This window comes from Candidatus Palauibacter sp. (assembly GCF_965222475.1).
GTDB lineage: Bacteria > Gemmatimonadota > Gemmatimonadetes > Palauibacterales > Palauibacteraceae > Palauibacter.
The window spans coordinates 172,564-185,843 of the sequence record NZ_CBDCUB010000004.1 but is presented as its reverse complement, the minus strand read 5'-3'; the positions used below and the strand labels follow the sequence as shown (position 1 = coordinate 185,843).

Sequence of the window (13,280 nt, the reverse complement as noted above, 5' to 3'; positions counted from 1 at the left end):
GAGTCGCTACGGCTTCCGGCCGGCTCGACGCCGGCCGGCGGCTCCCAATGCTGAACGCTACGAGCGGCTGTTGCTGTCCGCTGCGGTCATGCCGTCGGGGAAGATTTGGTTCCACGCCGTCATGAAGCGCTTCATCTCGTCTTCCGTCCCTACCGAGACCCGCAGCCAGTCGAGCATGGGCGGAAAGTCGCGGCCCACGGCGACGTCGTGCTCGCGGAACGCGGCCCTGACCTCCGACGACGGACGCCCGGTGTGGACCATGAAGAAGTTCGTCTCCGACGGGAGTATGTCGAACCCCTGCGCCTTGAGGGCGTCCGTGGTCTGGTTCCGAAGCGTGTTCGAGGTCTCCTTGACCCAGGCTTCCGACTCCTTGTCCTCGAGCGCCGCGACGCCGCCCCACTTCACGAGTGCGTTCACGCTGCCCGTCGCGTAGTTGCGCATCTGGTCGATCATGTCGGGCGGGGCGACCCCGTAGCCGAGGCGCATGCCCGCCATCCCGTAGATCTTCGAGAAGGTGCGCGTCACCAGCACCTTGCGGCCTTCCTTGATGTAGGGGATGGCCGTGGCGTATGCGGGATCCTCGATGAAGTGGTGGTACGCCTCGTCGATGAGGACCGGGATGTCCTCCGGAATTCCGTCCAGCAGCCGGCGGATGTCGTCCGCGGGCACGATGACGCCGGTGGGGTTGTTGGGGTTGCAGATATACACCATCCCCACGTCGCGATAGTTGCGGTTCGTGACCTTGATGAGGTCGTCGATGTCCTGGGTGTAGTCGGGCAGGAGCGGGCGCTCGATCACGTCCGCGTCGATCCCGGAGGCGACCCGGTAGACCGTGAGATAGGTCGGGGACACGCCGACGACCTTCTCCTCGTGGCGCAGGAACGCGAGGCCCGCCACGCGCAGCGTCTCGCCGGAGCCGGCGTTGATCATGACGTGATCGGTCGGGACCCCGTGGTGCTCCGCGATCTTCTCGAGGATGTCGCCATCGGGGTAGCCGTACCGGTTCGAGTACTTCCAGGCCCCCTGCATCGCCTCCATCATCTTCTCCGAGGGCCCGTACGGGTTCTCGTTGGAGGAGAGCTTGGCGAGGTCGTCGTAGGGATCGAGCGGGGCCAGACCCTTCGGGGGAGGCCGCAGCCCGCTCCCCAGCGCCGTTCGCGGGCTCAGGCCGAGGACGCCCAGCGCCGCGGCGGTGCCGCCCATGAAGTGTCGGCGTGATACGGTAGACTCTGGTTTCATCGCTGCCTCCGTTTCGTGTCCCTGCGTGTCACCGAGCGTGTGCGCGACCCGGACGAACCGCGCCATGCATACTGTGGGACACGGGACGGGGTGGACGCAACGGCGGCCGCGCATCGGCCCTGCGTCCGGTGCCGGGCCCGGCACCCGGCGGAGCGGCGAACCCCGCGTCGTCGGGGTGGCCCGAAGCGTCTTGTGATTCCTAGGTTTACACCTCCTCCGCCATGGCGGTTGCCCCACTTCACCGGAAAGACGGCATGTCCTCCAATCACACAAAGCCCGACGCGGGCGGTCCGCCGATCGAACCGGACGCGATGGCAATTGCGGTAGAGCCGGTTTACGCGAGCGAGCACTCCGATCCCCGCGTCTGGCAGTACGTCTTCGTGTACCACGTCACGATCGAGAACGTGGGCGGCGATACCGCGCAACTGTTCTGGCGTCACTGGCTGATCCACGACCTCGTCGCGGGTGACCACGAAGTCGAGGGGGAAGGCGTCGTCGGCGAGTCCCCGGTGCTTGGGCCGGGCGACTCGCACCGGTACCACAGCTTCTGCGTCCTGCGCGGCCCGACGGGTCACATGGAGGGGTTCTACCACTTCCGGCGGCGCGACGGGTCCGAGTTTCGCGCCCCGATCCCGCGCTTCCACTTCCACGCGCCCCCCGAGGCCGTGGGCACCCTGTTCAGCTAGCGAGGGCGCCGAGGCGCATGGCAGAACCGATGCACCGGGCGCTCTGGGCCCGGAACGCCGGCCTCGCCGAGGCCTGCCTCCGCTCCCGATTCGTGCGCGGCCTCGCCGATGGGACGCTCGCCCCCGAGGCGTTCAGGCGCTACGTGGCACAGGACGCCTTCTTCCTGCGCGCCTTCTTCAGCGCTTATGCGCTGGCCGCCGCCCGCGCCTCCGAACGCATCGAGGTCGCCCGCCGCCTGCACGCCCTCATGCAGGGCGTGCTCGATGAACTCGAGCTTCACCGCGCGTACGCCGAGCGTCTGGAGATCGACCTCGAGGACGTGACGCCGAACGCCGCCGCGAAGGGCTACACGGACTTCCTCGCGAGGACGGCGTGGCATGCGGGGGTGGGCGAGATCCTCGCCGCCATGACCCCCTGCATGCGGCTGTACGCCTGGCTCGGGCGGCGCCTCTCGCGGGGCGACCACGAGGGGAATCCGTACCGGGAGTGGATCGAGACCTACGCTTCCGACGAGTTCGAGGTCCTCGCCGCGGAACTCGAGGGACTGCTGGACGAACTGGCCGCCGACATCCCCGCGCCGGCCGAGGCCGCCTACGCCGAGGCGATGCGCCACGAACTCGCCTTCTTCGAGGCCTTCGCCGACGGTTAGACCGAACTTCCGCGTGAATCGGGGCCGCTGCAGGCCGTAACTCGTTAACGGGGAACCGCATACGCGGCTTCATGCGCGGTTCTCGGTACCCATGTAGCGTAAGATGCATAGCGTTGCCACGATGTGTTGTATGCGTTATGTTTATGTCCATGTACGTCGAGCGCGTCCCCAACCGGAACTCCCCGCCCGCCGTCCTTCTGCGCGAGTCCTACCGCGAGGGCGGCAAGGTCAGGAAGCGCACGCTGGCCAACCTCTCGAAGTGGCCCGACGAACTCGTCGAGGGGCTCCGCATCCTCCTGAAGGGGGGCGTCGCGCTTCCCTCGATGGACGACGCGTTCGAGATCCTTCGCTCCCGGCCCCACGGCCACGTCGCCGCCGTCCTGGGCACCCTTCGCGCCCTGGGGCTCGAGAAGCTGCTGGACCGCCGTCCGTCCCGGGAGCGGGCGCTCGCCGTCGCCATGATCGTCGCCCGCGTCCTCGACCCCCGCTCGAAGCTGGCCACCGCGCGCTCGCTTGGCGGGGAGACCATGAGCCACACGCTGGGCGGGGAGCTCGGCGTCGGGGACGCGGACGCGGACGAGCTGTACCGGGCCATGGACTGGCTGCTGAGGCGCCGGGACCGCATCGAGCGGCATCTGGCGGGGAGACGCCTGGCGGACGGCTCGCTGGTGCTGTGCGACGTGACCTCGACCTACTTCGAGGGCCGCAAGTGTCCGCTCGCCAGGCGGGGCTACTCCCGCGACGGCAAACGCGGCAAGCTCCAGATCGTGTTCGCGCTGCTGTGCGACGGAGAGGGGTGTCCGGTGGCCGTCGAGGTGTTCGAGGGCAACACCGCCGATCCGGGTGTCGTCGGCGCGCAGGTGGCGAAGCTGCGCGAGCGCTTCTCCCTGTCCCGGATCGTCTTGGTCGGCGACCGGGGGCTCATCACCGGCGCCCGCATCCGGGAGGAGCTGCGGCCCGCGGGGCTGGGGTGGATCACCGCCCTGCGCGCCGACGCGATCCGCAAGCTCGCCGGCGGCGGCGACCTCCAGCTGTCGCTCTTCGACGAGCGGAACCTCGCCGAGATCGAGTCGCCCGACTATCCCGGGGAGCGGCTGGTCGCGTGCCGCAACCCGCTCCTGGCCGCCGAGCGCGCCCGCAAGCGCGAGGAACTCCTCGAGGCCACCGAACGCGAGCTGGAGAAGGTCGCCGCGGCCACGCGGCGCGAGCGGAGCCCGCTCACCGACCCCGAGAAGATCGCCGTGCGCGCCGACCGCGCCCTGCGATCCCGCAAGGTCGGCAAGCACTTCGACACCGAGGTCGCCGGGGACGGCCGCTTCGCGTACGCGCGCAACGAGGAGCGCATCGCCGCCGAGGCGGCCCTGGACGGCATCTACGTCATCCGCACCAACGTGCCCGCCGACGAACTGCCGGCCGGGGACGTGGTCCGCTCCTACAAGAGCCTCAGCCGCGTGGAGCGCGCCTTCCGAAGCTTCAAGAGCGTCGACCTCAAGGTCCGTCCCGTCCACCACCGCCTCGAGGGGCGCGTGCGGGCCCACGTCTTCCTCTGCATGCTCGCCTATTACGTCGAGTGGCACATGAGACGCGCCCTCGCCCCGCTGCTCTTCGACGACGACGACCCCGACGCCGCCGAGGCCCAACGCGCCTCGCCCGTCGCGCCCGCGAGACCCTCGCCCGCCGCGCGCGCCAAGGCCGCCCGCAAGCGCACTCCCGAGGGGCTGCCCGTCCACAGCTTCCGGACACTCCTGGCCGACCTCGCCACCCTCACCAAAAACCGCGTCCGACCCGTCGCGCCCGGAGCCCCGGCCGCCGACATCCTCGCCCGTCCCACCCCCCTTCAGGCCGAGGCCTTCCGGCTCCTCGGCGTCAAACCGTGACCCGTACCCAGTAGCACCCACCCCCGAAATCGAGTCATGTGACCACGTCGCAACAACTTGCCGCGTTCCGGGCTGCGGAAGTTCGGGTTAGAGGCCCGAAGGTTCTCGCCGCTCATTCCTCGGCTTGCTAGCAACGCTAGCAAGTCATTACTCTTGTCGCAACCAGGAGGCATGACGCATGGCGAACATCACGATCCGCAACCTCGACGACGATATTCGAACCCGCCTGCGAGTGCGGGCGGCGGGCAACGGCCATTCGATGGAGGAGGAAGTGAGGCAGATCCTTCGCAAGGCCGTGGGGCGCGCGGGGAGGTCCCGAGATCTCACGAGCATCATCCGCTCCCACTTCGGGCCGGCGAACGGAGTGGACCTGGAGTTGCCGCCGCGGGAGTCAGGGCGCGAGCCGCCTTCCTTCGAGTGAGTTCGCGGGCCATGGCCACGCTGCTCGACACGAACGTCGTCTCCGAACTGATCCGCAGGTTGCCCGAGCCCGCCGTCGCGGCTTGGGCCTCGGGCCATCTCGTGGAGGACTTGTTCTTTTCGGCGGTGAGCGAGGCGGAGTTGCGCTACGGCGTGGCGATCCTCCCGCTGGGCCGCCGCCGCGACACGCTGTTGTTCGAGATCGAGGCCATGCTCCGGGACGCTTTCGAGGACCGGGTGCTCCCCTTCGACAGCGATGCCGCTCGCGCGTACGGCCACATTGCGGCCAAGCGCCGCTCCTCCGGGCGTCCTGTTTCGCCGGCGGACTGCCAGATCGCGGCGATCGCGGCATCTCGCCGCATGACGGTGGCGACGCGCAACGTTCGTGATTTCGAGGGCATGGGTATCGAAATCGTGGATCCCTGGGCAGCGACTTGAGCGCCCCGACCAAACCGGCGTACCAAGATGCCGGAAGCGGCCGCCGCCGGGAGCGCCGCCGTCAGAAGCGGTAGGTGTAGTTCAGCTTCACGGCGCCCCCGCGTGAAAGCGTCTGCAGCTGCAGCCACTCCGGGTCGGTCGGCCGGTCGAGCAGCCCCGACTCGAGATTCCGCCAGTTGTGCGTATAGACGAGGAAGAGATCGTTGCCGGGCTTGAGGATCCAGCGAAACCGCATGAACAGGCCCAGCACGCGGCTCACATCGTCGTACTGGAACTGGTTCGTGAAGCCGATCCACGGCGTCGGGTCCCAGTTTCCCTCGAGGCGGTAGAGGTTGGTGACGAAGGTCCCTTCAGGCAGGGCGACCGCGTTGCGCTCGAAGCCGGTCTCGAAGTTGATGCCGGGGTTCGGCCGGAAGTTCGCGTTCACGTCGACCCGCGCGCGCTCCCCGCTCCAGAACCCGCCGTAGTTCACACCGCCGCGCACCGACACGGGGCGGCGGCTCGTCGTGCGCCCGCGGAAACGGTACTCCCAGTTCGTGTAATCACCGGCGGCGATGTCGATGCCGTCGCTGATCTCGAAGCTCCTGTCGAGAAACTCGTACGTCCGCACCGCCTCGAGGCTGAGGTTGTCGCCGCTCTCGAAGTCGATGTCCAGCGCGTTGAGCTGGATTTCCTGCTCTTCGAGGATCCCGGTCCCGAGTTCCCACAGGTTTCGGAGCTGGACGGAGAACTGCAGTTGCCGGATCCAGTCGATGGCGGGCCGCGGAGACCAGCCGATCCGGGGCTCTACCCGGCGGAAATCGTTCCGCTGCACGAACCCCACGGCGGGACTGTAGTCGTCGCCGAACTCGCGGTAGGAGACGTGTCCCGACCAGATGTCGTTCGGGAAATTGATCCGGCCGCCCCAGGCGGAGAGATCCTGAAACGACCGGGTCGTCGTCGGGTCGGGGTTCGAGTTCCAGACGACGAAGGCCTCGACCTCGAAGTTGTTCCGCCCCAGGAAACTCCGGGTCCGGTAGTCGAGGTCCGCGCCGAGCGTGTGCCGGTCCACGGGCGCGAAGCCCAGCGAATCGGCGGCGGTCGTGCGCTGGCTGTAGATCGCTCCGATCGAGGACTGCTCGAGGAGCGGGACCCGGGCCCGGGCCACCGTGAAGGACTCGCGCTCGAACCGAAGGAAATCCTCCGGCCGCGGCGAGGCCGGATCCTCGAGTTCAGTCTCGGAGAGGTAGGAGTGAGTGCCCGTACCCATCCGGTAGAAGCCGAGGTCGACGCCGGCGAACTGGCCGGTGAGGCGCAGTCCGTAGTCGATGGGAACCTGCTGGCCGCCCTCGATTCCGATGCGTCGCGAGAAGAAGGGCTGCGGACCGCTCCGCGGCGCGAACGTGAACACGCTGGACCCTTCGAGGAAGAAGTCCCGTCGCTCGGGGAAACGGAGCGGGAACCGCGTCAGGTTGACCCGCCTCTGGTCGCTCTCGACCTCGGCGAAGTCCGTGTTCACGCTGAAGGAGGCGCGCAGGCTGGGTGTCACGCTGTAGTTGAGGTCCAGGCTGAGGTCGCGCGGGAAGGTGGTGGGGTCGGCGTCGCCGGGGGTATGGCGCCAGCTGCCGATCCCGGAGGCCACCGCTTCGAGGCCGATCCCCTGGGACAGGCCCTCGAGTCCCGCCAGCTCTCCGGCGAACACGAGACGGTTGAGGCCTTCATTCCGGCGGTAGCCGCGCCACAGGACTTCCTCGTTGTTGCGCCGGATGGAGCGCTGGAAGTTGATCCCCCAGCTGCTGTCTTCCGGGTTGAAGTTCAGCGTCCGAAAGGGGATCCGGATCTCCGCCGACCAGCCGTCGTCCCGGCGGGCGGTCCTTACGTCCCAGATCCCGTCCCAGGAGCGGTTGAAGCCGCCGAAACCGCCGCCCCCGCCTCCGCCGCCCCTGCCCCCACCCGATACGAGGCCGTCGCTGAGCACGCCGGCCGCGTTCGTCTCGAAGTAGTAGCCGGTGCGGCCGTCGCGGAACGTGTCGAGCACCCAGGCGAAACGGTCGTCCGTGAACAGGAAGGCGTCGCGCGCCCGCTGCCGCGCGAGGATCCGGTCGGGATCGTCGAACAGGATCGCCGCGATGTAGAGGTTGTTCCGGTCGTAGGCTACCCGGACCTCGGTCTCCCGCGACGGGGGGCCGCCCTCGACGGGCTCCTGCTGGGTGAAGTCGCGGATCGCCGTGGCCCGCTCCCAGGCGGACTCCTCCACGCGGCCGTCGAGGTCGATGCGCTCGTCTTCCGCCAGGAGCATCGCCCGGATGGGCGGGCCGGTACCCTCCTGGGCCCGCGCACTCTCCGGGGACCCGGACAGAAGAAGGAGCGCGAGAGCACCGGCGACGCGGACGAGCCGGTGGGGACGCAGACATCCCACAGATATCAGCGTGATGGCCGAGTCCTCTCTCCGGGCCGGCGATGGACGGGCGCCCGACGCGGGCGACGCCAGAAATACAGACAACCGGCGCTCAGGGAGAGTTGAATCCGGGCTGCCGAATCCGGACTGCTAGGTCACGATCACGCGGGCGTCCAACATGATGCCGGGGTGGGTGGCGCAGTGGTACGTGTAGGTGCCCGCCGTCGTCGGCGTCACCGTGAACGTGTCGTCGCTGCTCATCGTCGGGCTGTCGAAGGCCCGCGCGCCGGACGGCACGCTGGTCGAGGTCACGGTGTGCGGATTGGCGCCCACGTGCCGCCAGCCAACGGTCTCGCCGCTGCGGATCGTGACTTCGGCGTCGGCGTTGCGGCGCCCGTCCGGGTCGACGAAGGCGTTGTCTTCGATCAGGACCGTCACGTTGGCGCCCGGCACATCGGTGGGCGATGGAGGAGGAGGCGGCGGCGGCGGAGGAGGCGCCGCGGCCGGTCCGCCGCTGTCGCCGCAGGATGCCAGGGCCAGCAAGGCGGGCACGGCGGTCAGGAACTCACGACGTCTCATGCATCACACTCCTCCCGTTGCCTGATTGGGCCCCCGCCGGGGCCGCCCGAAACCCGGACGCGGGTCGTCCGTACTATGTCCCGTTCGAGAAGAAGGTTCCATGTGATCGCCGCCGGTACAATACCGGCGGATGGACATTCCGAGAGAGAGATTTCGGGAGGAAGACGATGAACGGCAAGAAGTGGAGCATGTGGGCCAATGCGCTGCTGCTGGTTGGCGCCCTGAACTGGGGGCTGATCGGCCTCTTCGGTTTCAATCTGGTGGCCGCGACGCTCGGACCCCTCGCCCGCATCGTGTACCTCGCGGTGGGCTGGGCGGCGGTGTACCGGATCTGCGCGAACGGCGGCGGAAGCGACGCCTGACCCCCTGACCCGGCGCCGTCAGACGACGCACGCGGAGCCGAAGCGCCTCGCGACGGCGACCGCGGCCCCGCGGTCCCGGTACTCTAGCCGGGGAAGCGGCGGTCGCCGTTGAACGACACTCGCGCTCCCGATTCCACGTGAAGCGCGGAGACGCCCACCTCGCCACCCACGCGCCGGGAGATGCGCCGGAGCCCTTCGCCGATCGAGTCCGGAACCACGCACGCCGCGCCGGAGGGCGGCATTTCCGGAAACGTCGGCGTCCGCGAGTCCTGTGCGCCGCCCTCGTCCGGAGAGAGCAGCAGGGCGCCCAACGCCAGCGTCCGCGCGGGGATGCGGCGCGCCGGCCAGGGGTCGCCGGCTAAAGGGGCTCTCGGGGGTGGGGTCGGCGCGATATTCACGCTTTTTCAGAACATCCGTCCGGTCGAAACGTTGTATCCGGCGGCACATCTCGCGCCGACCAACGGGTTTGCGTAATCTGCCGTAGAAGCCGTGTCGCACCGAAGGATCGCTCGCCGATGGAGGTCCCATGCGTTTCCCGCTCCCGAGTCGCATTGCCGCCGCCCCTCTCGCCCTCGCCTTCCTCGCCGTCGCGTGCGGGGGTGGAGAGCAGGCCGAGGCGGACGCCGCACCCGAGATCGCCCCGGAGCCGATGCCCACGGTACGGATCGTTCAGCCGGAGGAGGGTGCGACGGTGGGCCCGGACGTAATGGTCCTCCTCGAGACCGAGGGGGTCGAGATCGTCTCGATCACGCCGCCGGTCGTCGGCACCGGCCACCATCACCTGTATGTGGATGTGGATCTCACGCCGCTCAACGAGATGATCCCGCAGAACGACCCCCGGATCATCCACAAGGGGGACGGGAGCAGCGAGATCATGCTCGAGGGACTCGCGCCCGGAGAGCATCGAATCATCGCGGTCGTGGCCAACCCGGCGCACATCCCGATCGATCCGCCGATCGTCGACACGCTCCACTTCACCGTCGCGAACCAGCAATGAGGGCGGCGGCCGGGACGGTCGGCGGGATCCCCGTCCTCGCGCTCGCCTTCACGACGCTCGCCTTCACGACAGGCTGCACCCCCGGCGACGCACCGGGCGGCGGGGGTGACCCGGCGACGGCGGACGCCGCGGGCGAGAGTGGTTCGGAGACCCCGGCGCCGCAGCACACGCTGACCGCCGACCAGACGCACAACCGCTGGAGCCGCGCGATCCCGCCGATCCGCACGGTACAGTCCGGCGCCGTGATCGAGGCTTGGCTCGAGGAAGCGTCGGATCAGCAGCTGACCCGCGAATCCACGGTCGAGGATCTCGCCACGCTGAGCTTCGACCCGATCCATCCCCTGACCGGACCGGTGTACGTGGAGGGCGCCGAGCCGGGCGACCTCCTGGCGGTCACGCTGCACGAGATCGAACTCGGCGACTGGGGCTGGGTGGCGAACGTCCCCGGGTTCGGGTTCCTCGCCGACCGCTTCCCCGATCCCTACCTCCGGATCTTCGAGTTCGAACCGGGGGATACGAGCGTGGGCTTCGCGCCGGGCATCCGCATCCCGCTCCGCCCGTTCCCCGGCGTCATGGGCGTCGCGCCGGACACCGACTCGATGCTGGTGACGATCCCTCCCCGCCAGAACGGCGGCAACATGGACGACCGGGACTTGGTCGAGGGGACGACGGTGTACTTCCCGGTGCTGGTCGAGGGTGCCCTCTTCTCGCTCGGCGACCCGCACATCGCGCAGGGGGACGGCGAGGTGGGCGGGACAGCGATCGAGGGTCCGCTCCGCGTCGTGTATGAACTCGAGGTCATCAAGGGCGCCGGGCCCATCCCGTCGCCCCACTACGAGACGGACGAGTTCTACGCCGTGACCGGGTTCGCGCCCACGATCGACGAGGCGGCGCGGAACGCCGTGGAAGCGATGATCGACTATCTCGTGAACTCGCGGGACCTGTCGCGCGCGGACGCCTACGCGCTGGCCTCGATGGCGGGGGACCTGAAGATCTCCGAGGTGGTCGACGTGCCGAACATGCTCGTCGCCATGCGCATCTCGAAGGACGTGTTCGGCAACTAGGGCCGGGTAGGGCCGGGTAGTGCCGGAGCCGCCAGCTGTGCGTAACGAGGACGTTGGTGACCCGTGGCACCACGCGGCGCTGGAAGGGAGTACAGAGTCCGATGGCCATCGCGAGGGGCCACCCGAGGGTGCGCGACCCGAGGTTCCAGCCCGATGGTTGTTGTTGGACGTCCCTGTGAAGCCTTATGCCAATCCAAAATCAAACTTTCAATTGGCTTAATCCGATGCAGGGGCGTCGGCTCCTCCCATGATCGCTCCGGATCTGGCGCCGTTGCTCGGACGGGCCGCGGCGACCATGCCCGTTGTGACCCTCACGGGGCCGAGGCAAGCGCCGAGGCAAAGCAGAGCTAGAGCCCCTGTTCGTCGATCGCGAGCAGGGTGCGCAGGAGGACGTTGGCACCCGCCGTGATCTGATCGGGCGCCGTGAATTCGAGCGGCGAGTGGCTGATGCCATCGCGGCTCGGCACGAAGATCATCCCCACCGGTCCCAGGAGCGCGACGCTCTGCGCGTCGTGCCCCGCGCCGCTCGGCATGCGGAGGGTCGTGAGCCCGAGGTCCCGCGCCTCCGCTTCGATCCGGTCCCTGAGTCGCGGGTCGGTGGGCGCGGCGCGGCTCTCGTAGAACTGCTCGAGGGACACCGTCGTGCCGTCCGCCGCCGCGATCTCCTCCGCCCGCCCGCGGATCGTCCGAAACACGGCGTCGATCCCGTCCATGGCGAGGTCGCGGATCTCGAGGCTGAAGGTGACCCGCCCCGGGATGACGTTCGGCGCGCCCGGTTCGGCGGTCAGCCGGCCCACGGTGGCCACGTGCCGCCCGGGCAGTTCGAGCGCGATCACCTGCACCGCGTCGACGATCCTCGCCGCCGTCACCATGGCGTCCTGCCGGAGGTCCATGGGCGTCGTACCGGCGTGGTTCGCGAACCCGTCGACCGTCGCCGTCCAGCGGCGGATCCCGACGATCCCCCGCACGACACCGATGTCGATCGCGCCCCGGTCGAGCACGAACCCCTGCTCGATGTGCAGTTCGAGGTAGGCCGTCAGGCTGCCGGCCCCCCGCCGGGCCGCGGCCAGATCGCCGAGGTCGCCCCCGAGCCGCCGCGTGCCCTCGCCGATCGAGAACCCGCTCGCGGTGACGATGTCGAGTTCCTCCGGCCGAACCTCGCCCGCGATGGCGCGGCTGCCGGTCTTGCCGCCTTCCTCGTTGGCCCAGATGACGAGTTCCAGCGGGTGCCGCGTCTCATGGCCCGCGTCGGACAGCGTCGCGAGCGCTTCGAGCGCGCCCATCGAGCCCACCTGGCCGTCGTAGCTCCCGCCCGCCGGAACGGAGTCGATGTGGGAGCCGACGAGGATCGGCGGGAGCGAGGGGTCGGTTCCGGGCCGCCGGCCGATGAGGTTGGCGGCCCGGTCGATGTGCACGTCGAGTCCGAGTCCGGACGCGATGTCCGAGAGCCAGTCGCGGGCCGCCCGGTCCTCGTCGCTGTACGCGAGCCGCGTCGTGCCTTCCGCGGCGGCGCTGAAGCGGGCGAGTTCGCCCATGCGGCGGTTGATCCGGTCGCCGTCCACGAGCAGAGGCTGGGGCGCGACGCGGCCCGGGCTGCCACGCGCTGCGCCACTGACGGGCCAGGGGGTGGCCGCCGCGCCCAGGGCGCCGAGGGCGAGCGTCCCGAACCGCCGCCGGGAGATGGGTCCCGCCGGGCTCCCGGGTCCCGCTGGGCTCCCGGGTCGCCTCGGGCTACCGGCCATGCGGCTCAGTGGCTCAGGCCGTAGATGATGTAGTTGATCGCGAGTTCGTACGCGTACGTCGAGCGGTCGATCGGGTAGTACGGGTTCTCCGACCACTCCCACGCGTCACCGAGGTCCGTGTTGTGGTTGATCACGACCATGACCTCGCCCCGATCATCGAGGATCCCGTAGATCCTGGGTTCGCATGGGCCCCGGCATTCCTCGTACCGGCCCCTCATGGCGTTGTTGATGCTCGGGACGGTCAGGATCTGCTCGATGTCGTAGAACTGGTGGAAGATCGGGTGGTCGTCCGGGATCGGCCGGATCTCGCGGTTGGGCAGGACGATGGACATGTGATACGCGAAGTTGGCCCACTCGTCGGGTCCCCAGAAATCGTCCACCACGAGGAACCCGCCCGCCTCCAGGTAGTTCCTGAGCCCGAGGATCTCCGGCTCGGTGAGCCGCATGCGGCCGACCTCGAGCATGTACAGGAACGGGAAGCGGCGCAGTTCGGGGTCGGCCAGCGACACCGGATTCTCCCATTCGTACAGGTCCAGCAGCGTGAGCAGGCGATGGAGGATGAAGAGGAACTGGCGGTCCGCCTTCGGAAAATCGGTCGACCAGCTCCCGCGACCGCGCCAGTAGCCTCTCGACCCCGAGTAGATGGCGCGCGTGAAGTAGAAGTCGCGGCCCCATTCGGCCAACGCCTGGGCCAGCGCCGGCTCGCGCTCGAGCAGCGCGTCGCGCGGCCCGACTCCGCTCCGGTCGGGGGCCAGCGACCCGGTCGCTCCCGCCACCGCGATCGCGGCCAGCACGGAGACGACGGCGGAGGCGGCTGCCAGACGAGGACGAGTCATACGCTGATAAGGA

General features: G+C 69.2%; 14 protein-coding genes. 8 read left to right on the top strand and 6 right to left on the bottom strand.

Going from position 1 to position 13,280, the window contains the following annotated elements:
- Window positions 1-57: 57 nt before the first annotated feature.
- The gene (locus tag ACOQPP_RS09540) at window positions 58-1,239 is read right to left on the bottom strand and encodes a pyridoxal phosphate-dependent aminotransferase (RefSeq protein WP_419165363.1); all 1,182 of its coding nucleotides are present in this window, start codon (window positions 1,237-1,239) and stop codon (window positions 58-60) included.
- A 254-nt stretch (window positions 1,240-1,493) separates the two neighbouring features.
- Here ACOQPP_RS09540 and apaG point away from each other — a divergent pair, with 254 nt between their 5' ends.
- The 5 genes from apaG to ACOQPP_RS09515 all read left to right on the top strand — a co-directional run bounded on the left by apaG (window position 1,494) and on the right by ACOQPP_RS09515 (window position 5,310).
- Window positions 1,494-1,925, top strand: a complete 432-nt coding sequence (gene apaG, locus ACOQPP_RS09535) for a Co2+/Mg2+ efflux protein ApaG (RefSeq protein WP_420636387.1) — start codon at window positions 1,494-1,496, stop codon at window positions 1,923-1,925.
- 17 nt (window positions 1,926-1,942) lie between these two features.
- Complete coding sequence (locus ACOQPP_RS09530) at window positions 1,943-2,575, top strand: TenA family protein (protein WP_420636386.1); 633 nt, start codon at window positions 1,943-1,945, stop codon at window positions 2,573-2,575.
- A 149-nt stretch (window positions 2,576-2,724) separates the two neighbouring features.
- Window positions 2,725-4,452, top strand: a complete 1,728-nt coding sequence (locus ACOQPP_RS09525) for an IS1634 family transposase (protein ID WP_419164016.1) — start codon at window positions 2,725-2,727, stop codon at window positions 4,450-4,452.
- Between the two features lie 178 nt (window positions 4,453-4,630).
- Window positions 4,631-4,873: a FitA-like ribbon-helix-helix domain-containing protein gene (locus ACOQPP_RS09520; RefSeq protein WP_419165361.1), complete on the top strand. Its 243-nt coding sequence runs from the start codon at window positions 4,631-4,633 to the stop codon at window positions 4,871-4,873.
- The gene (locus ACOQPP_RS09515; protein WP_420636385.1) at window positions 4,870-5,310 is read left to right on the top strand and encodes a type II toxin-antitoxin system VapC family toxin; all 441 of its coding nucleotides are present in this window, start codon (window positions 4,870-4,872) and stop codon (window positions 5,308-5,310) included. The genes ACOQPP_RS09520 and ACOQPP_RS09515 overlap by 4 nt, the downstream gene beginning before the upstream one ends.
- Window positions 5,311-5,371: 61 nt before the next feature.
- Here the strand turns inward: ACOQPP_RS09515 and ACOQPP_RS09510 are convergent, their stop codons facing one another.
- Together ACOQPP_RS09510 and ACOQPP_RS09505 are read right to left on the bottom strand one after the other, a co-directional pair.
- Window positions 5,372-7,792, bottom strand: a complete 2,421-nt coding sequence (locus tag ACOQPP_RS09510; protein ID WP_420636384.1) for a DUF5916 domain-containing protein — start codon at window positions 7,790-7,792, stop codon at window positions 5,372-5,374.
- 45 nt (window positions 7,793-7,837) lie between these two features.
- The gene (locus ACOQPP_RS09505; RefSeq protein ID WP_419165358.1) at window positions 7,838-8,266 is read right to left on the bottom strand and encodes a cupredoxin domain-containing protein; all 429 of its coding nucleotides are present in this window, start codon (window positions 8,264-8,266) and stop codon (window positions 7,838-7,840) included.
- A 167-nt stretch (window positions 8,267-8,433) separates the two neighbouring features.
- On the opposite strand from ACOQPP_RS09505, the gene ACOQPP_RS09500 reads away from it, so the two are divergent.
- A complete protein-coding gene (locus tag ACOQPP_RS09500; RefSeq protein WP_419165357.1) occupies window positions 8,434-8,628 on the top strand; it encodes a DUF378 domain-containing protein in 195 nt (64 codons plus the stop codon).
- Between the two features lie 83 nt (window positions 8,629-8,711).
- On the opposite strand, the gene ACOQPP_RS09495 is transcribed toward ACOQPP_RS09500, so the two are convergent.
- On the bottom strand, window positions 8,712-9,026 hold the full coding sequence (locus ACOQPP_RS09495; protein ID WP_420636383.1) for a hypothetical protein: 315 nt from the start codon (window positions 9,024-9,026) through the stop codon (window positions 8,712-8,714).
- Window positions 9,027-9,154: 128 nt separating this feature from the next.
- Here ACOQPP_RS09495 and ACOQPP_RS09490 point away from each other — a divergent pair, with 128 nt between their 5' ends.
- Window positions 9,155-9,625, top strand: a complete 471-nt coding sequence (locus ACOQPP_RS09490) for a DUF4399 domain-containing protein (RefSeq protein WP_419165355.1) — start codon at window positions 9,155-9,157, stop codon at window positions 9,623-9,625.
- Window positions 9,622-10,689, top strand: coding sequence for an acetamidase/formamidase family protein (locus ACOQPP_RS09485; protein ID WP_419165354.1), 1,068 nt, complete (start codon window positions 9,622-9,624; stop codon window positions 10,687-10,689). The genes ACOQPP_RS09490 and ACOQPP_RS09485 overlap by 4 nt, the downstream gene beginning before the upstream one ends.
- A 347-nt stretch (window positions 10,690-11,036) precedes the next feature.
- On the opposite strand, the gene ACOQPP_RS09480 is transcribed toward ACOQPP_RS09485, so the two are convergent.
- Both ACOQPP_RS09480 and ACOQPP_RS09475 read right to left on the bottom strand, forming a co-directional pair.
- Window positions 11,037-12,431 carry a Zn-dependent hydrolase gene (locus ACOQPP_RS09480; RefSeq protein ID WP_419165353.1) on the bottom strand — a complete coding sequence of 465 codons (1,395 nt, stop codon included), beginning with the start codon at window positions 12,429-12,431 and terminating at the stop codon, window positions 11,037-11,039.
- A gap of 5 nt (window positions 12,432-12,436) precedes the next feature.
- The gene (locus tag ACOQPP_RS09475) at window positions 12,437-13,267 is read right to left on the bottom strand and encodes a DUF4159 domain-containing protein (protein ID WP_419165352.1); all 831 of its coding nucleotides are present in this window, start codon (window positions 13,265-13,267) and stop codon (window positions 12,437-12,439) included.
- Between the last annotated feature and the right edge of the window lie 13 nt (window positions 13,268-13,280).

Bases quoted from the DNA above. Each gene is read 5' to 3' on its own strand.
- ACOQPP_RS09500 (WP_419165357.1), top strand. From the start codon at position 8,434: ATGAACGGCAAGAAGTGGAGCATGTGGGCCAATGCGCTGCTGCTGGTT.
- ACOQPP_RS09505 (WP_419165358.1), bottom strand. From the start codon at position 8,266: ATGAGACGTCGTGAGTTCCTGACCGCCGTGCCCGCCTTGCTGGCCCTG.
- ACOQPP_RS09475 (WP_419165352.1), bottom strand. From the start codon at position 13,267: ATGACTCGTCCTCGTCTGGCAGCCGCCTCCGCCGTCGTCTCCGTGCTG.
- ACOQPP_RS09490 (WP_419165355.1), top strand. From the start codon at position 9,155: ATGCGTTTCCCGCTCCCGAGTCGCATTGCCGCCGCCCCTCTCGCCCTC.
- ACOQPP_RS09520 (WP_419165361.1), top strand. From the start codon at position 4,631: ATGGCGAACATCACGATCCGCAACCTCGACGACGATATTCGAACCCGC.
- apaG (WP_420636387.1), top strand. From the start codon at position 1,494: ATGTCCTCCAATCACACAAAGCCCGACGCGGGCGGTCCGCCGATCGAA.
- ACOQPP_RS09480 (WP_419165353.1), bottom strand. From the start codon at position 12,431: ATGGCCGGTAGCCCGAGGCGACCCGGGAGCCCAGCGGGACCCGGGAGC.
- ACOQPP_RS09525 (WP_419164016.1), top strand. From the start codon at position 2,725: ATGTACGTCGAGCGCGTCCCCAACCGGAACTCCCCGCCCGCCGTCCTT.
- ACOQPP_RS09540 (WP_419165363.1), bottom strand. From the start codon at position 1,239: ATGAAACCAGAGTCTACCGTATCACGCCGACACTTCATGGGCGGCACC.
- ACOQPP_RS09485 (WP_419165354.1), top strand. From the start codon at position 9,622: ATGAGGGCGGCGGCCGGGACGGTCGGCGGGATCCCCGTCCTCGCGCTC.
- ACOQPP_RS09530 (WP_420636386.1), top strand. From the start codon at position 1,943: ATGGCAGAACCGATGCACCGGGCGCTCTGGGCCCGGAACGCCGGCCTC.